Raw genomic sequence first — 25,115 nt, forward strand, 5'->3', positions numbered from 1 at the left:
GCATTACTCCACTGTCTGGGTGGCGCCTTGGGCGCCGAGGATGCTGTCGATGTCGGCGGCGGCGCGATGGGCGTCCGCCAGGGCGCGCAGGTGCTGGGTGCGCGCTTGCAACAAGGTGCGCTGGGCGTCGATTACATCGAGCAAATTGAACTTGCCGTACTCGAAACCGGTGCGGGCGGCCTCGTAGGCGCTTTGCGCACCGGGCAAGATGTCGTCGCCCAGTAGTTGGGCTTGTTCACGGGCGACGGCGAGGGCTTCGTGCGCCTGAGCCAGTTCGTTGATCAGGCGCGCGCGGGCGCCGTCAAGTTCGACGCGGGCCTTGTCGCTGCGTTGCAGCGCTTCGTGCAGCTTGCCCTGGTTGCGGTCGAACAGGGGCAGGGGAATGGCCAGGCCAAACACCGCCTGGTTACGGCCCGCTTGCCCTTCGCGCTTGGCGCCGATGCTGACGGTCAGGTCGGGCACGCGACCGGCGCGTTCGACCTGCGACAGGGCTTGCCGGCGCGCCAGTTCGACCTGCGCCAACTGTAATGCGGGCGCCGCGCCGAGTCGCTCCATCAGATGGGACAGGGCGGGTTGTGGCGGCAGGCGGTCCAGCTGTCCCGCGACCGGGCCGATGTCGCGCCCGGTTCCGCCCCAGAGCGCGGCGAGGCGGTTTTTTGCACCGGCCAGTTCGCCGCCGGCCTGCGCCAGGTCGACTTTGACGCTGGTGGCGGCGATGCGGGCGCGCGTCTCGTCGACCGGCGAATTCTTGCCGGCCAGGACGCGTTTGGACGCAGCGGCGAGCGCGCCATCGGCCAGGGCCAGCGATTCGTTGGCGATGCGCAGATGTTGCTGCGCGGCTAGCAGGTCGTAAAAGGCGGCCCGCGCCGAGGCCAGGACGGCATTGCGTTTGACGGCCAGTTCGGCGCCGGCGGCGTCTTGCCCGAGCTGCGCGGCATTGACGCGCGCCGTGCGCTTACCGCCCAGTTCGATCGGAACGTTGAGCTGGACGGTGGTGGTCCTGGTCGGTTCGCGCGCGTCTTCGACCAAGGTGGACAGCTCCGGGTTGGGGGCGACGCCAGCCTGCATGACGGCGCCGGACTGGGCCCCGATTTCATGCGCGCCGGCGCGCAGATCGGGGTTCGCTTGCAGCACGCGCGCCAACGCGCCGGCCAGCAACAGCGGCGCCAGAGTAGGGGCCGCATCAGTTGCCGGACGCATCACCGCACTGAGCGGGGCCGCTTGCATGCCGGGATTGACGTGCGCCGCAACGGGCGGATTCGCCGCAGTGGTTTTCGCGCGCAACGGTAGTACGGGCGAGCCGGCCTTCTCGGGGATTGGCGCCGCGACGGCCGGCGCCTTGGCATTCATTGTAGTTTGAGCCTGCGCATGGCAGGGCAATGCCGCAGCGATCGCAAACGGCAAGACGAGTTTGTACATCGAATTCTCCTGGTTGAAAAGACAAGGGAATCCGGCCGGGCGCGCCAGCGGTGCATGTGTCGATTACGGCAGTGACGTCCAGCGATGAGCTGGTATCAGAAGTGCGGCAGCGGCAGCCGGATCAGGCAGGGCCTTGCCATTTGGGACGTTCAGGACGGACGGGGCGCAAGGTGCCAGGGCGCGCGGCGTCGGCCGCGTGGGCGTACGCCGTGGGCGGTGGCGCGATGGCGCCGCTGGTGGAGGTGGTGATGCCGACGCTGGTGAAGTGGCAGTCGCCACAATCCTGGTCGATACCGAACGGTGAGTTGTCATGGCTGGCATGATCGTCGCCGCCATGCTCGTGATGGCCGGGATGCGATATGGTCGACGAAGGTTCATGCGCGCAATACGCGCTCGCAACCGCCCAGCTCACCTGGAGCGGGAAGATCAGCAGCATGAAAATAATGAAAAAACGTCGCATCCGGGGATTGTAACAGCAGCGACGCCGGCGCGCTCGGTGCGTGGCCGCTATCCATCCGGACGGGATATTCTTTATGCAATACTCATAAGTGACTGTTTACTTGGGGATTTCCCCTACTTTTAAGCAAAACTAAGTAGTTGCACGGATTGTCGGGGTGTTGTACATCTGTTATTCTCTTCGGTTGCTCGTTTCCTGGCTGCCTTGCAGCCGGCGCGGTTCCGATTACTTTAAGACCCCTGGAATTTATGTTCTCCGCTGTAAAAACTACTGTCACGCTGTCATTACTTTTATCCACTTTTGCGGCCCACGCCATCGATATCAGCGGTGCCGGTTCGTCCGCAGCGCAGCCGCTGTACGTCAAACTTGCCGATGTGTATGGCAAGTCGCAAAACCTCAAATTGAACTACCAGGCCAACGGCTCGAGCGAAGGCATCAAGCAGGTCAAGGCTAAAACCGTCGAGTTCGGCGCGACCGATATCGCACCATCACAGGCCGATCTCAAGGCTGGCAAGATGATTTGTTTCCCGAGCGCCGTCTCGGGCGTGGTGCCAGTGGTCAATCTGCCAGGTCTCAAGCGCGGTGAAGTGCAACTGACCGGCGAACTGCTGGCCGAAATCTTTTCACGCAAGATCACCAAATGGAACGATCCAAAGCTGACGGCCGCCAATCCGGGTGTGGCATTGCCGGACTTGGGCATCAGCGTCATCGCGCGCCAGGATGGCTCCGGTACGACCTATAACTTCAGTGATTACCTGAGCAAAGTCAGCCCGGCCTGGAAGCAAGCCTACGGCCGCAACTTTACGGTCGCCTGGGCGAACGGCGTTACGCAGGTTAACGGCAGCAACGGCGCTGTCAGCGCGCTCAAGCAGACTCCGGGGGCGATTGCCTACGTTGATTATCAATACGTGGTGCAAGACAAACTGGCCTTCACGCGCCTGAAAAACCGCGACGGCAAGGTCGTCGCGCCGGGCGCCGAAGGTTTCACGGCCGCGCTGCTGAACAGCCCGTGGGTTACCCAGGCCAAATACGAAGAAATGCTGACCGACCGTGTCGGCCCGAGCACCTGGCCGATCACGTCGGGCACTTTCATTGTTGCTTCGCAAGCGAGCAACAATCCGGAAAAGACCATCGCCACCCTGAAATTCTTCGCCTGGGGTTTTGCGCACGGTGACGCGATTGTCGGCAACGCCAACTTCGTGCGCCTGCCGGACAGCATGCAGGGCCGTATTTTTGGCGACCTGACCACGATCACCGACGCCAGCGGCGCGCCGCTCAAGTGGTCGCTGTCCGAGGCGCTTAATTTGCGTTAAGCCAGCGCCGGGGCGGCCAGCTCACCGCGGTGGCGGGGAAACGACTGCCGACATCACTGTCGGCAGTACTAAGAGCCTATTCTTGTAGGCAAGGCGCCGCTTGCTACAAGAATAGGCTCTAAGTGTCGACGCATAGCGCCACGAGAATCTGAACAATCGGTTTTGATTCCGGGAAGTCGAGTAATGGAGACAGGGATGGCTACGCAAAACGTGTTGAGGACCCAATCCACATGGTCAGAGTGAGGATGCAATGCCGTTAATGCCTCGGCTACACGCTCTGGTCGGTGCCGGCGGGCTGCTTTTGTGTTCATTAGCGGTTGCGCAAGGCTTGAATGCGAAAAACGTCAAGTCTTCCGGTTTGACGCTCGCGCAATCGAAGCAGGTGCTGCGCGTGGTGATGAAACACGAGCGATATAGGATGGCATCCCCGAAACTATGGATCGACGGTCCCTGGCTTACCGATGGGAAGCCGGTCATTCCCGGATACGTCCATTTCGGCGTGGTGTACGAGAGCAATACGCAGGGCCACTACGCGGTCAATACCTCTACCGGCGATGTCTGGGATGTCGAAGGCTGTCAACGGTACGCATTTCCGGCATTGCTGGCAATTCAAAAGCGGATTGTCGTAAAGACTGGCAAGGAACTTGCGAGCGAGGACGATGCACGCAGCCAGTTAGGCTGTCCCTGATTGCGTGCGCATCGATTCTTGTGAATTGCTGCCGCCTTCAGTTTAACTAACGAAATCAAGTATCAGGCTGCGATGTGTTTTTGCATGAAGACACTCAGTGGGTCGTTCGTGTAATCGGCAAACGGCCCCCGGCGCTCATAGCCGGCCGACGCATACAGGGATAACGCCTCCGGCTGGTACGGGCCGGTTTCGAGCTTGAGTAACTTACAGTCGGCGTGTACTGCGCGTGACTCCAGCATCGCCAAGAGTTTCCTTGCGATACCTTGCCCTCGACCGCGAGGATTGACATAGAGCCGTTTGATTTCAGCAAATTCTGGGCCGAAAACCAGCGCGCCACAGCCAATTGCCTGGCCGGTACGGTCCCTGGCGACGGCGAACAAGACATTGGACTGCTTTAACGACGCCAGGTCCAGGGCGTGCCTGCTCTCTGGCGGATACAGGCTGTCCTGGTAAGCGTCGAGCTCGGCAATGAGGGCGATCACCTCAGGCTGATCTGGTGATTCAACGTCGATCGTGATGGCGGAAGAAGAAAACATCGTTTGTCCTTGTGTTTACCTGGATGTGTGAGAACGATATTGAAAGAAGCATTCTGTTGATCTCGTGCAGCCTGGTGCCCTTAGCCGGCTTCATTTCTCCTGATGGGTTTGGCGGGAAGTGTCGCCAAAGCGACCAGATAACGCGCCGCCGATTGCATCGGATTGAAATATACAAATGACCGATCCGATTGCATGACAAGACAATCACCCGCTTCCAGGCGCCAGTGTTGCGTATCGACGCTGATGTCCATGGCACCCTCAAGCATCCAGATCTGTTGATCGGTTCCCTCGTTTCGCAGGGCGGCTTCGTAGATCACGCGTTGACCGGGCGGAAAAATGACTTCAACCAGTTGCAGCGACGACGGCGCGGCCGGGGAGACGGTGCGGCGCAGATATCCTGACGCGGGATCGGTCCACACGCGCTGGTCGGACGCGCGTGATACGGGTGACGGCGCGGCAGTGCGCGCAGCACTGTCCTCAAACAGCGAGGACACGGTGACGCCGAGGGCGCCGGCCAGTTTGTCTAGAACGGTAGCCGATGCGCTGCTCTGGCCGCGTTCGATCAGCGATATGTTGGAGCGGCTGACACCGCTCAGCGCCGCCAGCGCGTCCAGCGATAGTTTGTGCGTGGCGCGCAATGCGCTAATGCGGCTTGCGATGATGTAATTGATATCCATGGCGTCACTATACTGGAATTTGTCGTCCACTATAGTGATCTTTTTGATCGCCCGCAAACCGGCGCAGTCGGCATTCAAGACAGACTGCCTGCGCAAGGCAAGCCCGTCATGTCTTGTCTCTAGCTGAGGACGAAGGGGGGGAACCTGATAGAATGCGTTGCCCTGCGATAATCGAGCCGGTCGTACTTTCTGTGCCAGGTTGACCGGCATGACGACATGATCGCGTTGGCGTCCTGACGTTCGCCCGGCAACCACTGCTCTGTTTCCCCCATGATTAACAACAAATCCTTAGTCGCTCAAAAACCGCCCATCTTCATTCGCGTATTGAGGCGCTTGATGTCGCTGCTGGGCAAAGTGACGGTCACCGGTTCCGAGCACCTCAACGGCCCGCTCGGCAAAGTCATCGTCTGCAATCACGTGGGCTATGTTGATCCTTTATGGGTTGGCTACGCGGTTCTGCCGCGCACCTTGCATCAAATGGCCAAAAAAGAACTCTTCGATAATCCGATCAGCGGCTGGTTTGTTCGCTCCGGCGGCGGATTTCCGGTGGACCGGGCCAGCCCGTCGACCGCCACCATCAAACACGCGGTTTCGCTGGTCGAACAGGGCGGTCTTGTCCTGATCTTTCCTGTTGGCACGAGAAATCAAGACAATGCCGACGCGAAGCGGGGTGCGGCCACGATCGCCTTGCGTGCCAAAGGTGAAATCGTTCCAGCCCATTACGATGGACCAGACCGGTTTCGCTGGATCCACCTGCTCCGCAGGCCGCTCATCCGGATCACGTTCGGGACCCCGCTCGTCATACCAAAAGATGTTTCGGTCAATAAAGCCACGGCTCAGCAGTTGACGAGTGAACTCGACCAGGCGATGACGATCGTATCCCAGCAGGGCCGCCCGGGATAAACCGTCTGAATTGATGCCGCCGACGTGGCATACGCCCAGTTGCTCGCCCTGCGGGCTCAGGCGCACCACGCGTTGCCGCCTATCTTCGCCACCGGCAACGACCAGCAGGATGCCTTCCTTTTTCATCAGCGCCACCGTCTGCGTCGCCGCCGGCTGCGTGATGCCGGCCAGTTCGGCCGGTAAGCGCTCATAGATATGTTCGCGTTGTTGTTTTGTAAGGTAAATGCAGGCAGTCAAGCGTTAGGGTTGGGCGAAGGTGCGGTCCATCGTGTCGAGATCGTACCCGAGCAGCCAGGCGTAGTGCGTGCTGTACAGCTGTCGCAGCGCCTCGCGGTTGGTCCCGACCACGTCCATTCCCCGGTCGTCGTAGGGATGGACCATGAGCCCCGATGCCGGGTTGATCAGGTAGACCTGGCAATGGGGGTTGGGACGCAACTCCCCGAAGTCGGCGGCAAACGCGCACCACAGCAGGCTCGCCAGGCACGACTTGGGCAGCTCGAACAGCGCATTGAGGCACCAGCTCTCATCGTCGTCCGGTTCCTGGCGCGGGACCGGTTCGGCCCAGATTTCGCGCGCACGCGGAATGGCGATGCCGGCCATGGCGAGCTGCTTGAGCGTGAAGCGCATGTCGAACCGGTTGGGCGTGGCGTAGTTTTGCAGGTGCACGAGGATAGTGTCGGCGTCGGCGAACACGTCTTCACAGACGATGCTGCCCTTGCGCACAGCCGTCAGGACGCGGGCAAAGTGTTCCCCTTCGGCCATGCAAAAACGCAGGCCGCCGGGAAGCTTGTAAAACAAGGCGTGACGGTACGGTTGGCCGTTCGCAAGTGTGTTGATGTGCTGTTTGAGGGTCATGGCTGGCAAATGCGGGCGAAAGCGGATCGTGACCAGCATTATAGATGCGCTCAACTCAGCTCAGCCCCGCTCGGCGCAGCAGGCCGCCCGCATGTGGCCGCGTAGCCAGCGGTGGGCCGGATCGGCATCGAGCCGTGGATGCCACAGCATCGACACGGTAAATTCGGGCATCGGAAAGGGCAGGGCGACACTGTGCATGCCATCGCGCAGCAGGCCGGTGTGGCGTTCCGGGACGGTGGCGATCAGATCGCTTTCGCGGGCCAGCGCCAGCGCGGGCGAGAAGCCGGCCACCGTGACCACGATCGCGCGTTCCAGGCCTAGCGCGAGCAAGGCGTCATCGAGCGGGCCTTTCTCGCCGCCCTGGCGCGATACGCCGATGTGCTCCCCGGCCGCATAGCTGGCGGGCGTGATTGCGTCCGCGGCCAGCGCATGGCCGGCGCGCATGACGGCCACGAAACGGTCGCGGAACAGGGCTTGCGTGCGCACTTCCGGGCCGGTCGACTTGCCGATGACGCCGGTTTCCAGGTCGACGCTGCCGTCGCGCAGGCCCGTGCTGTCCTTGTCGGGCTTGGGCACGAAACGCAGGCGCACGCCGGGCGCTTCGGCGCGCACGCGCTCGATGAGTTGTGCGCCAAAATTTTCCACAAACCCTTCCCTGGTGCGGATGGTGAACGTGCGCGCAAGCTGCGCCAGGTCGAGCTTGTCGACAGGACGCAGCACGGCCACGCTGTCGTGTACCAGATCGCCGACCTGCTGGCGCAGGGCGATGGCGCGTGGCGTGGGCACCAGAGCGCGCCCGGCGCGCACCAGCAAGGGGTCGCCGGTGGCTTCGCGCAGGCGCGCCAGCGCGCGGCTCATGGCCGAGGGGCTCAGGTGCAAACGGCGGGCGGCACCGGCCACGCTGCCTTCGGCCAGCAGCGCGTCGAGGGTAATCAACAGGTTCAGGTCGGGCAGGGACATGCGCTTACGATAGCGCAGTTCAGCCCTGGTGTGGCGTCTGGTGCAGCAATATAGTGCAACCGGTGCGTCTTCCGCCATGGGTGGCGGCCGGTTAGACTGGGTTTGGGTGCCGGCCGTCGGCGCCTTTAACCGAGGATGATCGATATGGACAGGGACTTCTGGCATCGCAAGTGGGCAAGCAACGAGATCGGTTTCCATGAGGGCGCCGCCAATCCGCTGATGGTGGCGCATATCGGGCGGCTGGAGCTGGCGCCGGGCAGCCGGGTGTTCGTGCCCTTGTGCGGCAAGTCGCTCGACGTGCACTGGCTGCTTGCCCAAGGTTATCGCGTGTCAGGCGTCGAACTGAGCCAGCTCGCCGTCGACCAGTTGTTTGCCGACCTGGGCGTCGCGCCGGACGTCAGCGTCGCCGCGGAGCTGCTGCACTATCGCGCGCCGGGCATCGATATCTTCGTGGGCGACCTGTTTGCGCTGTCGGCCAGCATGCTCGGCGCGGTCGACGCGGTCTACGACCGGGCGGCGCTGGTCGCGCTGCCGGAAGCGATGCGCGCGCGCTATGCGGCCCACGTCGGCGCACTGGCGGCGCGGGCGCCGCAACTGCTGATCTGCTACCAGTACGACCAGGCGCTCATGGCCGGGCCGCCATTCTCGGTCGGCGACGACGAAGTGCGGCAGCGCTACGGCCATGCGTATGCGGTCACGCTGCTGGACAAGGCGGAGGTGGCGGGCGGCTTCAAAGGCCGCCTTGCGGCGTGCGAAGCGGTATGGCTGCTCACGTGAACCGGCCGCGCGCGCTGGCGGGGGCGCTGGCGCTGTCGATGCTGCTCTCGTCGCTCGGCACCAGCATTGCCAACGTCGGCTTGCCGGCGCTGGCGCAGGCCTTCGGGGTGCGCTTCGGGCAGGCGCAGTGGATCGTGCTGGCGTACCTGCTGGCCATTACCACGCTGATCGTCGGCGTCGGCCGGCTCGGCGACCTGACCGGACGGCGCCGGCTGCTGTTGGCCGGCATTGCGCTGTTCACGGCGGCGTCCATCCTGTGCGGGCTGGCGCCGACGCTGCCGTGGTTGATCGCCGCGCGCGCGTTGCAGGGCCTCGGCGCGGCGGCGATGATGGGGCTGACCATGAGCTTTGCCGCCGGCGCCGCATCGAAAGGGGGCAGCGGCAGCGTCATGGGCCTGCTGGGAACCATGTCCGCCGTCGGCACCGCACTGGGGCCGACCCTGGGCGGGGTGCTGATCGGCGCCGCCGGCTGGCGCGCCTTGTTCTTCATCACCGCGCCGCTCGGGATCGCGACGTGGCTGCTGGCGTACCGGGGCTTGCCGGCCGATGTGGCGCGCCTGGACGGCGAGCGGACCGGTTTTGACGCCATCGGCACGCTGTTTCTGGCGCTGACGCTGGGCGCGTATGCGCTGGCCATGACGGTCGGCGGCCGCTTCGGCGCGCCGAACCTGGCCTTGTTGCTGGCCGCAGCCGTGGGGGCTTGCCTGTTCGTGCGGGCCGGCGCAAAAGCGGCGTCGCCACTGATCCCGCTGGCGCTGCTGCGCGACCGGCTGCTTGGCGCGCGCCTGGGCACGACGGCGCTGGTGTCGACGGTGATGATGGCGACCCTGGTGGTGGGGCCGTTTTATCTGTCGCGCGCACTGGGGCTGGCGCCGGCCGCCGTCGGCCTGGTGCTGTCGGCCGGGCCGCTGGTGGCGGCCTTGTCGGGCGTGCCGGCCGGGCGCCTGGTCGAGCGCACCGGCACGGCGGGCGTCGCCATCGCCGGCCTGGCGCTGATGCTGGGCGCGAGCGTGCCGTTCGCGCTGCTGCCTGTTTCGAGCGGCGTGCCGGGCTATGTTGCGCCGCTGGTGGTGCTGACGCTCGGCTATGCGCTGTTCCAGGCGGCGAACAATACGGCGCTGATGGACACGGCGGACCCCCACCAGCGCGGGGTGGTCGCGAGCATGCTGAACCTGGCGCGCAACCTGGGGCTGGTCACCGGCGCGTCGCTGATGGGGGCCGTGTTCGCGTTCGGCGCCGGGACGGACACGGTTGCTGCGTCGTCCGAGGCGGTGGCGGCGGGCATGCACAGGACGTTCGCGCTCGCATGCGCGTTGCTGGCGGCGGCGCTGGTGATCGCCTGGCGTGCGGAGAGGGCGCAACCGGGGAGGGAGCAAAAACAGCAAACATAAATTTTCTGCTATGTTGTCGGGCCGGATGTCCCCACGAGGGACGTCCCCAGACCCGCTTTCAAGGAGTGAGCTATGAACGACCTGTCGACCTTCCCGATTACCAAAAAGTGGCCTGCCGCTCATCCCGAGCGTATCCAGCTGTATTCGCTGCCAACGCCGAATGGCGTGAAGGTATCGATCATGCTCGAAGAAACCGCGCTGGCATACGAGCCGCACCTTGTGCGCTTCGATCACAACGATCAGCTCACACCCGAATTCATGTCGCTCAACCCGAACAACAAGATCCCGGCGATCATCGATCCGAATGGCCCGGACGGCAAACCACTGGCGCTGTTCGAATCGGGCGCGATCCTGATCTACCTGGCCGAGAAAACCGGCCAGTTCCTGCCGCTTGACGCGGCTGGACGTTACGAGACCATTCAGTGGGTGATGTTCCAGATGGGCGGCATCGGCCCGATGTTCGGCCAGCTCGGTTTCTTCCACAAGTTCGCCGGCAAGGACTACGAGGACAAGCGCCCGCGCGACCGCTATGTGGCCGAATCGAAGCGCCTGCTCGGCGTGCTCAACGAACGGTTGGCGCAGCGCACCTGGATCATGGGCGAGACCTACACCATCGCCGATATCGCGATCTTGCCGTGGGTGCGCAACCTGGTCGGGTTTTACGAAGCGGGCGACCTGGTCGGCATCGCCGATTTTCCGCATGTGACGCGCGCGGTGGAGCACTTCGCGGCGCGGCCGGCGGTGGCGAAAGGGCTGGAGATCCCCAACCGGGATGCTGCCGCCCAGTAGGGGGCTGAGGTGCAGCGGAACGGAAAACCGGGTTAAGGACAATCCGTGATCAGTGATCGTCCCCGTGCAACGGCCAGAGCGATCAACAGGGTGACGAAGTAAACAACGACGTCGAGGATCAGGCCCGCCAGGGACAGATTGTCCTCGACGAACGCGAGCTGGCGCTCCCGGGATACCCCCGGTGCGTCAAACAGGTATGCGACCGGGAAGCCGCCCTTTAACACGGGTTTGTAGCAGGGATCCGTAGCGGCTGGTCCACACAGATTGCCGTACTGCGCCAGTTGGGGGCCCGTGCGCTCGACAAATGCCGACAGGAGCGCCAGCGTAATCGCCATGGCGAGGGCAAGGACTATGAGCCCCAATTTGGTCAAGCGGTTCTTCATGTTGATCGATGTCCTGGTTCGTTTTGACGGACGACAGTGGGGGGGGAGTGAACAACGTTTGCCGTCCGTGAACAGTTGACGGGCACGGCGATTAAGAGTGCCTAACAAAACCCACCATTTGCCCTGAGAGCAACAACGGCGTACACTAAGCAACTGCGACCTGCCGCTTTCGGCCAATCGCAAACACATGCCGCCGCTGACGAACACGACGAGAATTTGAATGATAGCAATTGAGGAAACGCACGCCCCACGGGCATAAGGTCTTCGCTATGACAGTCTTAATGAAAGGATGTCCCACCCATGCCGAAATCTGTTCTGGTCGTGGCTGCACTTGTTTTTGCAATACATGTCTCGGCGTCGGCGCAGCATGTCGCCGCTGTCAACGGCAAGCCGATCACCCAGACCAAGGCGGACCTGAAGGTCGCACAAGCCCTTGCCGAAGGAGCCCCCGCCGATACTCCTCAATTACGGGAATCGATCAAGTTAACCCTAATCGCCACCGAAGTGCTGCGCCAAGAAGCTGACAAACAAGGATTCGCACGACGCCCGGACATCTTGGCACGCTTGAACCAGATCGCGCAGCGTATCAGTACGAACATCCTGGCCGAGACTATCAAGAATCATCCGACTAAGGAAACCGATGTCCGGGCCGACTTCCAGCGAATCAAGGCCGACATGGCTGGCAGTGCATCTCCGCTGGCGCCGTCAGACGTGGATGATCGATTCGCCATGCGCACGAAAATCCAATTCGCCTTGGACAACGCCACCGAGTTGATCATTGTAAACGCCATGCTGGGCGAGTACGTGCGCCAGAATCCCGTTACGGACGCCGAGATCCAGGCTGAATATGTGCGCATGAAGACGCGCAAGGGAGATACCGAATACCAGGTGCGCCATATCTTGGTCCCCAGCGAGTCCGATGCCACGGCGCTGCTCGCTAGCATCCGCGGCGGCGCCCAGTTTTCGGACTTGGCGCGAGCCCATTCGAAGGATGCGTCCGCCACCAAGGGCGGCCAGCTCGGTTGGACGAGTCCCGTAAGTTTTGTGGCCGAGTTCGCGCAGGCGCTGGTTGCGCTGGGCAAGGGGGAAATTACGCCGCATCCCGTCAGGACGCAATACGGCTACCACCTCATCCAGCTTGAGGACATCCGTCCCGCCATGATTCCGACCCTAGAGGAAACCAAGGCACCGATCGTGGAAGTGCTGGAATTGCGCAAGCTGCGGGATTTTCGCGAGGCCTTGGTGCGCCGGGCTACTATCGGCTAGCTTGGCGGGAATGCCAACTGCTGTGACCGGCGCAGCGCAGACGATGCTTTCGCGTCGCGCTCCGATAGCAGTATCACGGCAAGAACCAGATGAACTCGCCAGCCCAGGAAATGCTTCCTGCACGTGGCGTTTACCGAAAAATCTTGATGCGGCGCGATTTCCCATTGGCTGCTTTGGGGCGAAAACTGTCGTACGTGCCCGCGGTCCGCGCTAAGATGACGGCCGTATTCGCAGACAGGCCGATGCCATGGCCCAAGCCCTTCGTCCCGAAGACCTTTGGTCGCTTATAGAAGCTCATCTTCCAACTCACAGTAGATCGCCGAAAGGTGGGCGGCCGCGCATCAACGATCGTGCGACCCTGACGGGTTGGAGGTACGTCGAGAGGTTTTGTTAGGCGCTCTAAATCAACACCCTATTAGAAACTACTGGTTGCGCCAGGTTAACTGCAGGTATAACCTCGTTTCTGCCACCATATTTTGTTGTTTCTCCATTTGCTCCATTCTCAGCGCAAACGCAACCCCATCCTTGTTGCGATTAGCCCTTGAATAGGGTGTCCATGGCACTTCTCAGGGCCTGATCTGATCCTCGCCGGACTATTCGTAAAAATCGAATTGATATTGTTTCTGCACATCGTACTCTGTCGCCCTGAATATAGGACGACCAAGACAGACTTGGCTGCGTAGCAAAAGGGGACCTCGAAAAACCTACTGCGCGAAGCGATTCTTGCCCTGCGATGCTCACCGTACCTTCGTACGGCTGCGCTTCTCGGACATGCGCGTCCGCGAGGACACTTGCGCCGCTCGCTACGGTTTATCGAGGCCCCCAGAAGACAACCCACCCGAATAGTTTTTAGTCAGGAAGCCAGGAATGAAAATGACAATCAAGGCACGCTTAAGCGGTGTCGTCGTCTTTCTCGCCCTATTGTCCATCGGCGTCGGGCTGTTGGGCCTGTACGGAATAAACAAGGCCAACGAAGGATTGAAGACCGTCTACGAGGATCGCACGGTGGCCCTGGAACAGGTCACGCGAATCGAGAGCTTATTGTTGCGAAACCGGTTGGCGTTGGCGCAGGCGCTACTGGACCCGATTGCATCGAATATCAAGGCCAAGTCTGATCTCATCGAAAAAAATGCCGAAGAGATCAACAAGACTTGGGGCCAGTACATGGCGACGTATCTGACGCCGGACGAGAGTGTGCTGGCGAAAAAATTTGCCGTAGACCGAACGAAAATGGTCAAGGAAGGCTTGTTTCCCGCAATCGGCGCCTTGCGAGAAGGAAAAATCGAGGATGCCAAACAGTTGCAGGAGCAATTCCAAACCTTGCTTCCCGCTGTCAGAGAAGGCATTGACAGGCTACGCATGCTTCAGGTCGACGAGGCAAAAAAGGAATATAGACAATCGGGCGCCCGTTATCTTGCATTGCGCAACAGCATGATTATTGCGATTGCATCAGGCATACTGTTAGCGGCGTTGGCTGGTTTTTTACTGATACGCAACATCTATCGCGACATTGGCGGCGAACCCGACTACGCCACACAGATCGTGCGAGGTATCGCTGCCGGCGACTTGACCGTTGCAGTTGCCACAAAGAAAAGCGACCATCGCAGCCTGTTAAATGCGATGAAAGAAATGCAACTAAAATTGGCGCAAACGATCGGCGAAGTCAGGCAGTCGAGCGACACCATCGCCACCGCTTCCTCCCAGATAGCCGCCGGCAACCTCGACCTGTCGTCGCGCACGGAACAACAGGCCAACTCGCTCGAAGAGACTGCGTCGTCGATGGAAGAGCTCACCAGTACCGTGAAACAGAACGCCGACAATGCGCGCCAAGCCAATCAATTGGCTGTGTCCGCGTCCGAAATTGCGACAAAGGGCGGCGTAGTCGTCTCACAGGTGATCGACACCATGGGGGCAATTAACGCGTCGTCGAAAAAGATCGTCGATATTATCGGCGTGATCGACGGCATCGCATTTCAAACCAACATCCTGGCCCTGAACGCCGCTGTCGAGGCGGCCAGGGCAGGTGAACAGGGCCGAGGTTTTGCGGTAGTCGCGAGCGAAGTGCGCAACCTGGCGCAACGCTCGGCCGCCGCTGCCAAAGAAATCAAGACATTAATTGGTGACTCTGTCGAAAAAGTCGAGATTGGCGCCAAGCTGGTTGACCAGGCAGGATTGACCATGCACGCCATTGTCAGCAGCATTGAGAGCGTGACGGACATGATGGGTGCGATCATGGCAGCGAGCCAGGAGCAAACCTTAGGCATCGAGCAGATCAACCAAGCCATCTGTCAAATGGATGAGGTAACACAGCAAAATGCCGCGCTGGTCGAGGAGGCCGCAGCCGCCGCCGGGTCGCTGGAGGATCAAGCGAGCAATCTGGTACAAGAGGTTAGCGTGTTTAAGATCCCGAAGAAGCATCGCGCTGAACACGCGCCGATGCCGTCGGCAACGCCCCGCACGGTGCGTGGTCCGGCGCCACATGCGCGTCATTTGAAACAAGTAGGAAATGCCGTGGTCGCCATCAACAACTGGGAAGAGGTCTGACAGCAGTCGAGGCTGCACGCCGTGGCAATCGTTGAACGCTCCCCCGTTTTGAGATAGCCTCTGTCGCGGGCGGCGATCAGGGGCCGGGCTGGCTTGACGCGGGCGGCGCCAGGTCGCGCTGGCGGGCCAGTTCCCGCTCCTGGCGCAGCTCGGTTTCGAGCACCGTCACTGCACGCATCAGCGCCTGCTTTTCCTGCGCACCGGCGTGCGCTTCGCTGTCGGCTTGCGCCAGGCGCGACGCCATGATCTCCGACTCGCGCGCCCTGACTGCCAGGGCAATCTTGCTTTCATTTACTTGCACCTGCATGGCGTCGTGCCGCGCCTGCAATTTATCGAGCTGGGCCGAGAGGGCCGAGGCCTGGAACGCCGTGCGCTCGGCCGCGCTGCGTTCACGGGCAGCGTCACCCTGCGCCGCTTCGGCAGCCTGATGCAGGCGAGCGTTTTCGCTACCCGCCTGGGATAACTGGCCCGCAAACTGGGATGCCTGGCCTTTGTGGTGGAGCAACTGCTGGCGCAAGGTCACCAATTCGCGCTCGACCAGCGCGGCGCGCTGCTCGAAGCCCTGGCGCTCCTCGGCGCGCTGGGTGGCGCTGGCCTCATGGTAATGGTCGAACTGGGCGCGCGCCTGGGTCAGCTGGGCGTTGAGCGCGGCCACTTCCGCGGCGCGATCGGACAGGCGCTGCTGCAGGCCGGCCTGTTCGCTGCGGGCGCCGGCCAGGTCGACCGTCAACAGGTGATTGGCCTGGTGCATGTGCGCGATGGTGGTGTTGGCGCTGGCCAGCTCGCTGTCGAGTGTATTGACGCGCTGCTCAAGCGCGGCCTGCTGCAAGCGCGATTTTTCGAGTTCATCGGCCAGCTGGCGCTGCCCGGCGGCGTGGGCGAGCTTTTCGACGTCCAGATCCTGCTGAAAATCGGTCTTGATCGACTCATACACGCCTTTTACCGCTTGCAACAAGCCAGGCGGCACGCCGGGACCGGCGGGCGAGGGCGTTTGCTGATGCTCTTCCTTCCAGCGCTTGAGCATGGGGGCGATCGTGCTCTTGCTGCCGGTGCCGCCCAGCGCTTCACGAACCGTATCCACGGTGGGGTTCTTGTTATCGGCGGCGAGACCGGCAGCGGCAGCTGCAACATGAGAATAGAGGATGCCGGCACGTGCCATTTTGGAACTCCTGAATAGGATTACGTATTACGTATTACGTAATATCATACAATATTACGATAAAATTGGCTTGAAAAATGCGCAATCGTTAGTCACGATAAGAGATGTTATCGCGACCTATCCGCGATCCCGCCGTGGTATCCTGCGTAATGCCCGTTACAAACCGCGTTTTGCCGCGTCTCGCCATGTCTGATGAATTCGCTCTCGTTCCAGCAGTGTCCGCCAATGCCCTCACCCCGCCGCGTAACGCCATTACGCCTTTCGACGCCGAGCTGAACGCGCAGCACCGCGCCTTCCTGGCCGCCGCGACCTCCGACAACACGCGCCGCGCCTACCGCTCGGCCATCAAGCACTTCCTCACGTGGGGCGGCGCCTTGCCCGCCGACGAGCCCACCATGATTCGCTACCTGCTGGCGTTTGCCGCCTCGCTCAACCCGCGCACCCTGGCCTTGCGTCTGACCGCGCTGTCGCAGTGGCACGTGCATCAGGGTTTTGCCGACCCGGCGTCCACGCCCACGGTGCGCAAAACCCTGGCCGGCATTGCGCGCACCAACGGCAAGCCCAAGAAAAAAGCCAAAGCGCTGCCGGTCGAAGACCTGGAACGCATCGTCGGCCAGCTCGCCAGCCTGGCAACCTTGAAAGCCGCGCGCGACAACGCCCTGTTGCAAATCGGATTTTTCGGCGGCTTGCGCCGCAGCGAGCTGGTCGCCATCGAAGTAAGCCACCTCGGCTGGCAAACCGAGGGCATCACGATTACCCTGCCGCGCTCGAAGACCGACCAGATGGGGGAGGGCATCGTCAAGGCGATTCCCTACGGCGACGGCGCCTGCTGTCCGGCCAGCGCGCTGCGCAACTGGCTGGCGCTCGCCGCCATCGTCAGCGGCCCGGTGTTTCGCCCGATCAGCCAATGGGGCGAGGTATCCATGGCCGCCCTGCATGAAGGCAGCGTCAACACCATCCTCGAACAATGCGCGCGCCTCGCCGGCCTCGACTACGTGCCCGACCTGTCCAGCCACAGCCTGCGGCGCGGCATGGCCACCAGCGCGCACCGCGCCGGCGCCAATTTCCGCGACATCAAACGGCAGGGCGGCTGGCGCCACGATGGCACGGTGCAGGGCTATATCGAAGAAGCCGGCCGTTTCGAAGACAACGCCGCCGGGACCTTGCTGCGCGCCACGCCGCGCAAATAACACCTGGTCTCAGGGCGCCGCCGGCGTCGTGTGCACAAACCCGGAAAAGCTTGAACTGGTCGATTCGACAGTATTGCCGGGCTCGTTTGGCGGGTACCGTGAATGAGCTTTCGCTCAGTACATACGCCAATCACACGGGGGTACTCGATCATGGTTCGCCGCTTACTCAAACACTGGCTGCTTGGCATCGTGCTCATCCTCATACTGGTGCTGGTCGTCCCGCCGCTCATCGTGGCGCTGTTCCACCACCAGCAGAAGTCCGATGCCGACCCCGGGCGCGGCGCGGCCCTGGTCACCGAGGACCTGTTCGGCGACAGCTTCACCAGGGTGGCCTATCTCGACCAGAACTGGAAGCCCCAGGACAGCCTGTGGTTCTACACCATCACGCAAGGCTCGAACCTGCTGCCGTACGACTTTTTCATGGCGCTCGAACAGCCGGGCACCACGGGCCTGTTCCGCTCCAGCGAGCACATGAATCGCTTCCGCTACCTGCCGCAACGCGCCACGCCATCCAATCCCGACGCGTTGCCGGTCGGCTTTGTCAAGGACGGCTATCTGAACAAGGACTACGTGGGCCTGACCTGCGCCGCCTGCCACACGGCGCAGATCAATTACCGCGGCCTGGCAATGCGCATCGACGGCGGACCCGGCGGCGCCGACATGGTCGGCTTCCTCCAGGCCCTGACCGCGTCGATGAAGGCGGTGCGCGACGAGCCGGCCGTGCAGCAGCGCTTCGTCAAGGAGGTGCTGGCGCGCGGCGCCTACGCCAGCGCCGCCGACGTTATCGGCGACATCGGCGTCTATACCCTGCGCCTCCAGAGCTACAACCTCATCAACAATAGCCCGACCGCGTATGGCTACGCGCGGCTGGACGCGTTCGGCCGCATCTACAACCGGACCCTGGAACACCTGCTCAACCGCTACCAACTCGAAGCCGTGCTGCGCAACAGATACTCCCCGGCCCGCATTGCCGATGCGCTGGCCGGGGTAGGCGAGACCCTGACGTCGGTGCAGCGCGACCAGATCATCGCGCGCCTGGCCACCACGCAAGACGACATCGACTGGCTCCGGGCCGAGTTCTTCATCGACGCGGACGCCCCCGTCAGCTACCCCTTCTTGTGGGACGTTCCCCAGCACGACGTGGTGCAGTGGAACGGCCTGGGCAACAACGCCGGCCTTGGCCCGCTGGGCCGCAATGCCGGCGAAGTGATCGGCGTCTTCGGCACCCTCAACTGGCATGAAAAGGACACGTTTTCACTCGGCTCCCTGCTCTCTGGCAAAGGTCTCATGCAAAAGGCAATCCAGTTCGACTCCTCCGTCAACATCGAAAACCTGCGCCTGATCGAAAGCCATCTCGGGTCGCTGCAATCGCCGCAGTGGCCGCGCGAGGTGTTCGGCGCCGCCTCGATCGACCCGGCCCGGGTATTGCGCGGCGAGCGCCTGTTCAACCAGCACTGCGCCAGCTGCCACGCCAGCATCGATCGCCGCTCGCCGGCGCGCCGTATCGTCGCCCACATGTCCGGGCTCGACGAAGTGGGCACCGATTCCACCATGGCCGACAACAGCGTCCGGTACCTCGGCTACTCCGGCATCTTGCGCAACGAATACGTGGGCGCGAACGTGGGCAATATCCTGCTCGACAAAAAAGCCCCGATCGCCGCGCTGCTGACCAAGGCCACCATGAGCGTGCTCGAGACGCGTGATCCCGACAAGTCGTTCGTGCAGCGCTGGGCCGAATGGCTGAACAATATGTATAAGGCCTATTCCGACAACGAGATCAAGCCGTCCAACAAGCAGGGCAACTACACCATCGACACCACCATCGACCCGTACGCGTCATTACGCGCCTACAAGGGACGCGCGCTGAACGGCATCTGGGCCACGTCCCCGTACCTGCACAACGGCTCGGTGCCAACCTTGTACGACCTGCTGCTGCCGGCGCAATGCGCGGTCGGCGACAAAGAGGCCGAATGCCGGCCGGCCAAATTTCGCACCGGCTCGCGCGAATTCGATCCCGTCAAGGTGGGCTTGCGCAGCGACGGCTACGACGGCTTCCTGTTCGACACCGCGCTCGCCGGCAACAGCAACGCCGGCCACGAATACGGCACCGTCGTCCGCGTCAATGGAGCGCAAACGCTGCAGCCGCTCAATAAGGACGAGCGCCTCGACCTGCTCGATTACCTCAAGGCGCAGTAAGCCCGACAGCGCCTCTTGCCTTTTTTGCCAGCGCCTCCTGTGTTATGCCGTACGAGCCCCTATAATGAAGGCTCGTGTAGTCATTAAAACAGGAGAATTGAAGATGGCAATTAGTCTGACCAAGGGTGGCAACGTCAACCTGAGCAAGGAAGCGCCCGGCCTGACGAAAATGGTAATCGGTCTGGGCTGGGATGCCCGCTCGACCAGCGGTGTCGAGTTCGACCTCGACGGCACCGTCTTCATGTTGAAATCCGACGGCAAAGTCCGCTCCGATACCGACATGATCTTTTATAACAACCTCAAATCGGTTGATGGCAGCGTGGTTCACTCGGGCGACAACCGCACCGGCGACGGCGATGGCGACGACGAGAGCGTCACGGTCGACCTGAGCCGCGTACCGGCCGATGTCGAAAAGATTTCGGTGTGCGTCACCATCCACGATGCACCGGCGCGCAAGCAAAACTTCGGCATGGTGTCGAACGCTTTCATCCGCTGCGTCAATGCCGCGAACAATAATGAAATCGCGCGTTTCGACCTGTCCGAAGATGGCTCGACCGAAGCGGCCATGATTTTTGGCGAAATCTACCGTCATTCCGGCGACTGGAAATTCCGCGCGGTCGGCCAAGGCTTCAACGGCGGCCTCGGTCCCCTGGCGTCCTCGTTCGGCGTCAACGTGTAAAGACGTCGCTTGCGGTGCCGCGCACCGCAAGCGAATGCATCCGCCGGCGCGTCGCCGGCGGATGCAGGATCGCGAGCTTCGTCTCTTGATCGAATTGCTGCGATTGTATGTCAGCCCTTGTGGCTGGGTTCAGGGCGTCTATGGCTGACTTCTGGCTCTGCTTGAGGCGTGGCGTTCGACGAGGTCGGGTGTTTCTGAGCGATACTTTTGCAGGCATGATACGGTTCGATACGCGACCGGATCGTCATGGACAGGTGCATGGGCTCCGCCCACTCGCACACCGAATGACGCCGTCATCCGATCAAACTAACAGGCCCTCCATGAAACGTGCTGTCGCGCTTATCGTCGTGTCATTGTTGTTGGCGTCCTGCGCCGTACCTGACACCCACCGACCGCCGCCAGTCCCCGAAGTCAAGGCGGCCTACACCGATAAGGAAGTCAAGTACCCGGTTCTGTACGGCACCTCGCGCATGCCCAACAGTGCAAAAAACGCCTACCTGGACGAGCGCGCCGCGCGGGTTCATTACGGCCGGGTGATCGTCACCATCCCGAAGGGGCGCTTGACTGGCTCCCTCGGTGAACAAGGTGTTTTCTCCACGCGCGATACACGCCTGGCCATTGGCGACGGCAATATCGAGTTTCACAGCCAGGACAGTTTCATGGCGCTCGCCAAAAGCCAGCTGGGCGCGGCCGTTAATCCCGAAAGCAGCTACCTGCTGGTTTTCATCCATGGCTACAACAATTCGTTCGAAGACGCCGCGCTCAGGGCCGCGCAACTCGGTTTCGACCTGCATGTCCCGCCGAATAACATGATGTTTTTCTCGTGGGCCGCCAACAAGAACTATCGTAAATACACGCACGATGAAGCCACTGCGGACGCGAGCGAGATTCACCTCGAAACGTTCTTGAAAACGGTGCGCGCCACCGCCGGCGGGAGAAAAATCCATATTATTGCGCACAGCATGGGCAATCGCCCGCTGCTGCGCGTCATCTCGCGCATGCAGGTCCTTCCCGGCGAAAAGAAACCGTTCGGCCAGATCATCCTCGCCGCGCCGGACGTCGATCGCGACGTCTTTATGCACTACGGCCAGAACTACCTGAAAGTCGCCGAGCGCACCACGGTGTATCTGTCACCGTTCGACTTTGCGCTGCAACTGTCCCAGGACGTGCATTTTTACCCGCGCGTCGGATGCGGCGACAAGCCGCAGGCGGAAATCAAGGATATCGAGAACGTGGTGTCCTTCATTCCCGAGGATTTTCCATCGCATACCTATGTCGCCTCAACCTTGCCGCTGCTCAATGACGTAAAAAACCTGTTCGTCAACGGAAAACCGGCGCGCCAGGGCGCTGCGTGGAAAGCCCATCCGACCTACTGGACGGTTGGCCAGACGCGCCCGCTCGTGCGGAGCAGTTGCAGCGCGCTATCGAGCTGAGATCGACCTAATCAGCGCCCGGACAATTTACTCGAAAGAGAAGGCAATTTTCGAATCCTTTCGGCGCCTCGTTTGCCACCAAGGAAAAAGCGAAAATGGGACGTATTTATGCGTGACAGGCGGCGGGATGGCATCCGCCAAGGCTGCTAGGCCAGCACGACCTCGACGCCTTTTTCGATCAGGGTATCGACCACGTGCTGGTCGGCGCCGCGATCGGTGATGAGCATGTGGATCTCGTCGACGCGCGCGATCACCGACAGCGTGCGGCGCATCAGTTTTGACGAATCGGCCACCGCCACCACGTGGCGCGACACCTTCATCATCTTCGCATTGAGCTGCGCTTCGAGCAGATATGGCGTCATCAAGCCGATTTCGGGATCGAGGCAATCGACGCCGAGGAACAGGCGGTCCGCCTGCAAGTTCTCGAGCGAGGCTTCGGCCTGGGGGCCGGACAGCGAATACGAGCGCGAACGCAGCTGCCCGCCCAGCATGATCAGGTTCACATGCTGCACATTGGCCAGGAGGACCGCGATATTGAGCGCATTGGTGATCACGTTGATGGAGCTGAGCTTCATGCCGCGAATGAGCTTGGCGATTTCGGCCGTGGTGGTGCCCGAATCGAGGATGATGGTGTCGCCGTCGGCGATCAGGCGCGCGGCGGCGGCGGCGATGCGCTTCTTCTCGGCGTGGTGCTGGCTTTCCTTGACGCTGATCGGCAGGTCGTCGCCATCGCGCTGCACCAGCGCGCCGCCGTGGGTGCGCACCAGGGCGCCAACGTCTTCCAGCGCCTTAAGGTCGCTGCGGATGGTGACGACCGAAATGCGGAAGCGGGCCGACAATTCTTCGACCGTAACCTGCTCCTGCGCTTCGACCAGTTCCACGATCTGGCGGCGCCGTTCGGCGAGGAGGCGGCCCTTGTCGGCGCTTGGGTTTCGTTCCGGCGCTGCGCCGATGGGATTTTCCATTTCTTGTTTCGCTTTGTTTCGAGTTGGCACCGGACCATTTTAAAACGGAATGCACCGCAAGGGTGCGCCGGCGCCGGGCTGCTTGGGTCAGCAATGCTGCCAGAACTTCTCGTTCCATGGTCGGAAGTCCATTTCACTGGTCCACGCGGTACGCGGCTGGCGATGCAGGCCGAATACCGCGTCGGCCAGGTGGCGTGGTTCCGCTTGGGTATAGCCGGCCTCGAACACGTCCGAATCCTTGACGTCCGCATCGATCACCACGTGCGCCACGTGAATCCCGGATGGCCATACCTCGCGCGCCAGCACCTGCGCCAGCGCGCGCAGGCCAAATTTGCCGACCGCCAGATTGAGGTGGTCTTCGCGCCCGATCAGCGACGAGGTCGACCCGGTGAGGATGATGCTGCCGCGCCCCAGCGGCACCATCATCCGGGCCGCCGCCCGCGCCACGATAAAGCCGCCCAGGCAGTTCTGGCGCCAGCTTTCTTCGAACGCCGGCACTTCGGTGCCCATCACCGTGCCCGGGCAAAAACCCTGCACCGCGTACACCACCAGGTGTGGCGCGCCCAGTTCCGCCGTTACCGTGGCCAGCAAAGCGGCCACCGAGCGTTCGTCGGTGGCGTCGCAGCCGTAGGCGTTGACCTGCCCGCCATCGGCGCTCAGTTCATCGACCAGGTCGTCGAGCCGCTCGGCGTTGCGCGAGGCCAGTGCCACGCGCATGCCGGATGCGGCGAAGCGGCGCGCCAGTTCGAAACCATACCCCGGGCCGACGCCGACGATCAGCGCCGTTTCGGTCGACGCATCGCGTTCGCTCTCATAGGCGGCATGGATTGACAGGGCGCTGTCCGGCGGCGTGAGCGGGCTTGCGCAATCGGCCTTGATGCGCTGCGGCTGGCGGCGGCGGTTGTTCGAGACCGGCACGCGGCGGCCAAAACGGTAGAAGAGCGCGACCGGGCCAACCGAGAATTGTCGCCAGCTCTTCAAACTTCTCCACAGCCGCATCATTGGAGCGGCAAACATCGCCGGCCTCACTTCGGGTAGGTTGGTAGACAAGATGGCGCCTTTGCTTGAAGGTTAAGCCCAAACCGCGGGTTTGTATTTTCAACAATACAAGCAAAAGAACCTTCCTTCAATAAATGAATATATTTTTATAACATCGGGTGCGGTTTTGACAACGGTTTCAACATCCGCATCGTGGCGTGCGTCGGCCCGTGCGATCCGAACAGCACCGGCAAGCCGGTCAGCGCCTCGAGCTGCGCCACGAACGCTGACGCATCCGCCACCGGCGCGCCCGCATAGTGTGGCCTGGCGCGCGCCAGCAGGTGGCCCAGCCGCTCCTGGTGCGCCAGATCGTGCGCCGCACCGGGCAGGATGGCCTCGATCCGCCCCGACACCGGGTCGCGCGTGCACAAGTCGTCAGCCGCAGTATCGTCCTCGTAGCCGCTGCACCAGCGCAGATGCGGTTCGCGCCCGAACACATCGAGGTGGCTCACCAGCAGGCCGTCGAGCGGCCCCGCAACCTGCAGCGCGTAGCGCAGCAACAGCGCGTCGGGATGCCCGCGCCGGAAGCGGCCTTGCCAGCCGTCCGAGGCATTGTGCGGTTCGGGCAGGTAATCGAGGCGCGCATCGTGCGTCGGCAGCGGGCCGTTTCCATGGCGCGTCATGTACGAGCGCAGGATGCCCAAATGTTCGATCCGCCCATGCTGGCCCGCGTCGCTCGCCACCGCTTCCACCGACGCCGGGCCGATACTGCTCCACGTCGTATGCGGATGAAAACCACGCCATTCATCGAGCAGCACGCCCTGCGCGCCTTCGAACAGCACGCAGCCCGGCAAGTGCAGGCGCTGCGCGACCTGCGCGCGCGATGCCGGCGGCGCCTGGCGCGTCAGCTGCGCCACCTGGTCCAGCCAGCGCGCGGCCATGCTTGCATCGTCCAGCACCGACAATTCGGCCGCATAGGCATCCTGATTGGCCGGCTCCGCACACCGCTCGCTAAAACCCGCACGCAGCGTACGCCGCATCATCTCCAGTTTTGCCATTGCCAGCGCCGGCTGCGCCAGGTCCGCATAATGGACAATCTGGTCAGGGTGATCGATGCCGTGGCCGGCCGTCTCGCCCACGCCCACGCCGCAACTGCCGTGCGCCTGTGCGCCGCGCTGCAATTCACGCATGCGCCCCGCAGCCTGGTGATACGGCGTGGTGACCCGGCAGCGGCCATCGATCAGGATGCGGCGCAGGGCGTCATTCACGCCCGCCCGGCGCAGGTAGGCGTCTTCCACCAGCAGCGCGGTCGGATGCACGATCACCGGAAAGGCGAGCAGGGTGACCGTGCCCGGCACGAAGCTGCCCGCCCCGAACTGCGCGAAGGTGTGATGCCGCCCGTCGGGCAACACCACATTGTGGCCGGCCTGGGCGCCGCCATTGAAGCGTACCACCGTATGCGCGCCCCATTGACGGCACAGGCAATCGGTAAACAGGCCCTTGCCGCAATCGCCAAAGCCAAGCCCCAGCAGGGACACCAGACGGGTCGAAGACATG

The 25,115-nt window shown here is 62.4% G+C and carries 24 protein-coding genes; 13 read left to right on the forward strand and 11 right to left on the reverse strand.

From position 1 onward, the window contains the following. Positions 1-3: 3 nt before the first annotated feature. Positions 4-1,419 carry a TolC family protein gene (locus tag F2P46_RS22515; RefSeq protein WP_166894341.1) on the reverse strand — a complete coding sequence of 472 codons (1,416 nt, stop codon included), beginning with the start codon at positions 1,417-1,419 and terminating at the stop codon, positions 4-6. A 121-nt stretch (positions 1,420-1,540) separates the two neighbouring features. Further along, entirely contained in the window at positions 1,541-1,879 is a 339-nt protein-coding gene (locus tag F2P46_RS22520) for a hypothetical protein (protein WP_166894343.1), read from the reverse strand. Positions 1,880-2,124: 245 nt separating this feature from the next. Here F2P46_RS22520 and pstS point away from each other — a divergent pair, with 245 nt between their 5' ends. Both pstS and F2P46_RS22530 read left to right on the forward strand, forming a co-directional pair. Continuing rightward, positions 2,125-3,189, forward strand: a complete 1,065-nt coding sequence (gene pstS / locus F2P46_RS22525; protein WP_166894347.1) for a phosphate ABC transporter substrate-binding protein PstS — start codon at positions 2,125-2,127, stop codon at positions 3,187-3,189. Positions 3,190-3,439: 250 nt separating this feature from the next. Then, positions 3,440-3,877 carry a hypothetical protein gene (locus F2P46_RS22530; RefSeq protein ID WP_166894349.1) on the forward strand — a complete coding sequence of 146 codons (438 nt, stop codon included), beginning with the start codon at positions 3,440-3,442 and terminating at the stop codon, positions 3,875-3,877. Positions 3,878-3,939: 62 nt separating this feature from the next. Here F2P46_RS22530 and F2P46_RS22535 read toward each other — a convergent pair whose 3' ends face one another. Beyond that, entirely contained in the window at positions 3,940-4,413 is a 474-nt protein-coding gene (locus tag F2P46_RS22535) for a GNAT family N-acetyltransferase (RefSeq protein ID WP_208296731.1), read from the reverse strand. Between the two features lie 80 nt (positions 4,414-4,493). Beyond that, a complete protein-coding gene (locus F2P46_RS22540) occupies positions 4,494-5,090 on the reverse strand; it encodes an XRE family transcriptional regulator (protein WP_166894481.1) in 597 nt (198 codons plus the stop codon). A 336-nt stretch (positions 5,091-5,426) separates the two neighbouring features. Here F2P46_RS22540 and F2P46_RS38855 point away from each other — a divergent pair, with 336 nt between their 5' ends. Both F2P46_RS38855 and F2P46_RS38860 read left to right on the forward strand, forming a co-directional pair. Continuing rightward, the gene (locus F2P46_RS38855) at positions 5,427-5,993 is read left to right on the forward strand and encodes a lysophospholipid acyltransferase family protein (protein ID WP_368737946.1); all 567 of its coding nucleotides are present in this window, start codon (positions 5,427-5,429) and stop codon (positions 5,991-5,993) included. A gap of 24 nt (positions 5,994-6,017) precedes the next feature. After that, on the forward strand, positions 6,018-6,176 hold the full coding sequence (locus tag F2P46_RS38860; protein WP_368737944.1) for a hypothetical protein: 159 nt from the start codon (positions 6,018-6,020) through the stop codon (positions 6,174-6,176). 57 nt (positions 6,177-6,233) lie between these two features. On the opposite strand, the gene F2P46_RS22555 is transcribed toward F2P46_RS38860, so the two are convergent. Next, positions 6,234-6,902, reverse strand: coding sequence for a DUF3885 domain-containing protein (locus F2P46_RS22555; protein ID WP_166894351.1), 669 nt, complete (start codon positions 6,900-6,902; stop codon positions 6,234-6,236). Between the two features lie 6 nt (positions 6,903-6,908). Beyond that, positions 6,909-7,808 carry a LysR family transcriptional regulator gene (locus F2P46_RS22560; RefSeq protein WP_166894353.1) on the reverse strand — a complete coding sequence of 300 codons (900 nt, stop codon included), beginning with the start codon at positions 7,806-7,808 and terminating at the stop codon, positions 6,909-6,911. Between the two features lie 144 nt (positions 7,809-7,952). Here F2P46_RS22560 and tmpT point away from each other — a divergent pair, with 144 nt between their 5' ends. From tmpT to F2P46_RS22575, 3 genes are all read left to right on the forward strand, one after another. Continuing rightward, positions 7,953-8,585 (forward strand): thiopurine S-methyltransferase, encoded by a 633-nt coding sequence (tmpT, locus tag F2P46_RS22565; RefSeq protein WP_166894355.1) that lies wholly within the window; start codon positions 7,953-7,955, stop codon positions 8,583-8,585. Continuing rightward, on the forward strand, positions 8,570-9,976 hold the full coding sequence (locus tag F2P46_RS22570; protein ID WP_166894357.1) for an MFS transporter: 1,407 nt from the start codon (positions 8,570-8,572) through the stop codon (positions 9,974-9,976). The genes tmpT and F2P46_RS22570 overlap by 16 nt, the downstream gene beginning before the upstream one ends. Before the next feature lie 72 nt (positions 9,977-10,048). Continuing rightward, a complete protein-coding gene (locus F2P46_RS22575; protein ID WP_166894359.1) occupies positions 10,049-10,765 on the forward strand; it encodes a glutathione binding-like protein in 717 nt (238 codons plus the stop codon). A gap of 32 nt (positions 10,766-10,797) precedes the next feature. Here F2P46_RS22575 and F2P46_RS22580 read toward each other — a convergent pair whose 3' ends face one another. Continuing rightward, positions 10,798-11,148, reverse strand: coding sequence for a hypothetical protein (locus F2P46_RS22580; protein ID WP_166894361.1), 351 nt, complete (start codon positions 11,146-11,148; stop codon positions 10,798-10,800). A gap of 300 nt (positions 11,149-11,448) precedes the next feature. Between F2P46_RS22580 and F2P46_RS22585 the strand changes: the two genes are divergently transcribed. Then, positions 11,449-12,414, forward strand: coding sequence for a peptidylprolyl isomerase (locus F2P46_RS22585; RefSeq protein ID WP_166894363.1), 966 nt, complete (start codon positions 11,449-11,451; stop codon positions 12,412-12,414). A gap of 867 nt (positions 12,415-13,281) precedes the next feature. After that, entirely contained in the window at positions 13,282-14,958 is a 1,677-nt protein-coding gene (locus F2P46_RS22590; protein WP_166894365.1) for a methyl-accepting chemotaxis protein, read from the forward strand. Between the two features lie 76 nt (positions 14,959-15,034). Here the strand turns inward: F2P46_RS22590 and F2P46_RS22595 are convergent, their stop codons facing one another. Further along, positions 15,035-16,117, reverse strand: a complete 1,083-nt coding sequence (locus F2P46_RS22595; protein WP_166894367.1) for a DNA-binding protein — start codon at positions 16,115-16,117, stop codon at positions 15,035-15,037. A 185-nt stretch (positions 16,118-16,302) separates the two neighbouring features. Between F2P46_RS22595 and F2P46_RS22600 the strand changes: the two genes are divergently transcribed. The 4 genes from F2P46_RS22600 to F2P46_RS22615 all read left to right on the forward strand — a co-directional run bounded on the left by F2P46_RS22600 (position 16,303) and on the right by F2P46_RS22615 (position 21,615). After that, positions 16,303-17,307 (forward strand): site-specific integrase, encoded by a 1,005-nt coding sequence (locus tag F2P46_RS22600; protein WP_166894369.1) that lies wholly within the window; start codon positions 16,303-16,305, stop codon positions 17,305-17,307. Between the two features lie 150 nt (positions 17,308-17,457). After that, positions 17,458-19,503, forward strand: coding sequence for a cytochrome c (locus F2P46_RS22605; RefSeq protein WP_166894371.1), 2,046 nt, complete (start codon positions 17,458-17,460; stop codon positions 19,501-19,503). A 103-nt stretch (positions 19,504-19,606) separates the two neighbouring features. After that, positions 19,607-20,182: a TerD family protein gene (locus F2P46_RS22610; protein WP_166894374.1), complete on the forward strand. Its 576-nt coding sequence runs from the start codon at positions 19,607-19,609 to the stop codon at positions 20,180-20,182. 188 nt (positions 20,183-20,370) lie between these two features. After that, positions 20,371-21,615 carry an alpha/beta hydrolase gene (locus F2P46_RS22615; protein ID WP_166894376.1) on the forward strand — a complete coding sequence of 415 codons (1,245 nt, stop codon included), beginning with the start codon at positions 20,371-20,373 and terminating at the stop codon, positions 21,613-21,615. 146 nt (positions 21,616-21,761) lie between these two features. Here F2P46_RS22615 and agaR read toward each other — a convergent pair whose 3' ends face one another. From agaR to F2P46_RS22630, 3 genes are all read right to left on the reverse strand, one after another. Beyond that, positions 21,762-22,580, reverse strand: coding sequence for a transcriptional repressor AgaR (gene agaR / locus F2P46_RS22620; RefSeq protein ID WP_166894378.1), 819 nt, complete (start codon positions 22,578-22,580; stop codon positions 21,762-21,764). An 87-nt stretch (positions 22,581-22,667) separates the two neighbouring features. Continuing rightward, entirely contained in the window at positions 22,668-23,561 is an 894-nt protein-coding gene (locus F2P46_RS22625; RefSeq protein WP_208296732.1) for an SDR family NAD(P)-dependent oxidoreductase, read from the reverse strand. A 164-nt stretch (positions 23,562-23,725) separates the two neighbouring features. Then, positions 23,726-25,114 carry an adenylosuccinate synthetase gene (locus tag F2P46_RS22630; protein ID WP_166894380.1) on the reverse strand — a complete coding sequence of 463 codons (1,389 nt, stop codon included), beginning with the start codon at positions 25,112-25,114 and terminating at the stop codon, positions 23,726-23,728. Position 25,115 lies beyond the last annotated feature (1 nt).

Source organism: Massilia sp. CCM 8734 (assembly GCF_011682155.1).
In the GTDB taxonomy this organism is placed as follows: domain Bacteria; phylum Pseudomonadota; class Gammaproteobacteria; order Burkholderiales; family Burkholderiaceae_D; genus Telluria_A; species Telluria_A rubra.

What these genes read in the sequence shown, in the direction of transcription:
- F2P46_RS22540 (WP_166894481.1), bottom strand. Translation starts at nt 5,090, where the DNA reads ATGGATATCAATTACATCATCGCAAGCCGCATTAGCGCATTGCGCGCC.
- F2P46_RS22515 (WP_166894341.1), bottom strand. Translation starts at nt 1,419, where the DNA reads ATGTACAAACTCGTCTTGCCGTTTGCGATCGCTGCGGCATTGCCCTGC.
- F2P46_RS22605 (WP_166894371.1), top strand. Translation starts at nt 17,458, where the DNA reads ATGGTTCGCCGCTTACTCAAACACTGGCTGCTTGGCATCGTGCTCATC.
- F2P46_RS22560 (WP_166894353.1), bottom strand. Translation starts at nt 7,808, where the DNA reads ATGTCCCTGCCCGACCTGAACCTGTTGATTACCCTCGACGCGCTGCTG.
- F2P46_RS22535 (WP_208296731.1), bottom strand. Translation starts at nt 4,413, where the DNA reads ATGTTTTCTTCTTCCGCCATCACGATCGACGTTGAATCACCAGATCAG.
- F2P46_RS22580 (WP_166894361.1), bottom strand. Translation starts at nt 11,148, where the DNA reads ATGAAGAACCGCTTGACCAAATTGGGGCTCATAGTCCTTGCCCTCGCC.
- F2P46_RS22585 (WP_166894363.1), top strand. Translation starts at nt 11,449, where the DNA reads ATGCCGAAATCTGTTCTGGTCGTGGCTGCACTTGTTTTTGCAATACAT.
- F2P46_RS22610 (WP_166894374.1), top strand. Translation starts at nt 19,607, where the DNA reads ATGGCAATTAGTCTGACCAAGGGTGGCAACGTCAACCTGAGCAAGGAA.
- tmpT (WP_166894355.1), top strand. Translation starts at nt 7,953, where the DNA reads ATGGACAGGGACTTCTGGCATCGCAAGTGGGCAAGCAACGAGATCGGT.
- F2P46_RS22600 (WP_166894369.1), top strand. Translation starts at nt 16,303, where the DNA reads ATGTCTGATGAATTCGCTCTCGTTCCAGCAGTGTCCGCCAATGCCCTC.
- agaR (WP_166894378.1), bottom strand. Translation starts at nt 22,580, where the DNA reads ATGGAAAATCCCATCGGCGCAGCGCCGGAACGAAACCCAAGCGCCGAC.
- F2P46_RS22595 (WP_166894367.1), bottom strand. Translation starts at nt 16,117, where the DNA reads ATGGCACGTGCCGGCATCCTCTATTCTCATGTTGCAGCTGCCGCTGCC.
- F2P46_RS22575 (WP_166894359.1), top strand. Translation starts at nt 10,049, where the DNA reads ATGAACGACCTGTCGACCTTCCCGATTACCAAAAAGTGGCCTGCCGCT.
- F2P46_RS22590 (WP_166894365.1), top strand. Translation starts at nt 13,282, where the DNA reads ATGAAAATGACAATCAAGGCACGCTTAAGCGGTGTCGTCGTCTTTCTC.
- F2P46_RS22630 (WP_166894380.1), bottom strand. Translation starts at nt 25,114, where the DNA reads ATGTCTTCGACCCGTCTGGTGTCCCTGCTGGGGCTTGGCTTTGGCGAT.
- F2P46_RS22570 (WP_166894357.1), top strand. Translation starts at nt 8,570, where the DNA reads ATGGCTGCTCACGTGAACCGGCCGCGCGCGCTGGCGGGGGCGCTGGCG.
- F2P46_RS22530 (WP_166894349.1), top strand. Translation starts at nt 3,440, where the DNA reads ATGCCGTTAATGCCTCGGCTACACGCTCTGGTCGGTGCCGGCGGGCTG.
- pstS (WP_166894347.1), top strand. Translation starts at nt 2,125, where the DNA reads ATGTTCTCCGCTGTAAAAACTACTGTCACGCTGTCATTACTTTTATCC.
- F2P46_RS22520 (WP_166894343.1), bottom strand. Translation starts at nt 1,879, where the DNA reads ATGCGACGTTTTTTCATTATTTTCATGCTGCTGATCTTCCCGCTCCAG.
- F2P46_RS38855 (WP_368737946.1), top strand. Translation starts at nt 5,427, where the DNA reads ATGTCGCTGCTGGGCAAAGTGACGGTCACCGGTTCCGAGCACCTCAAC.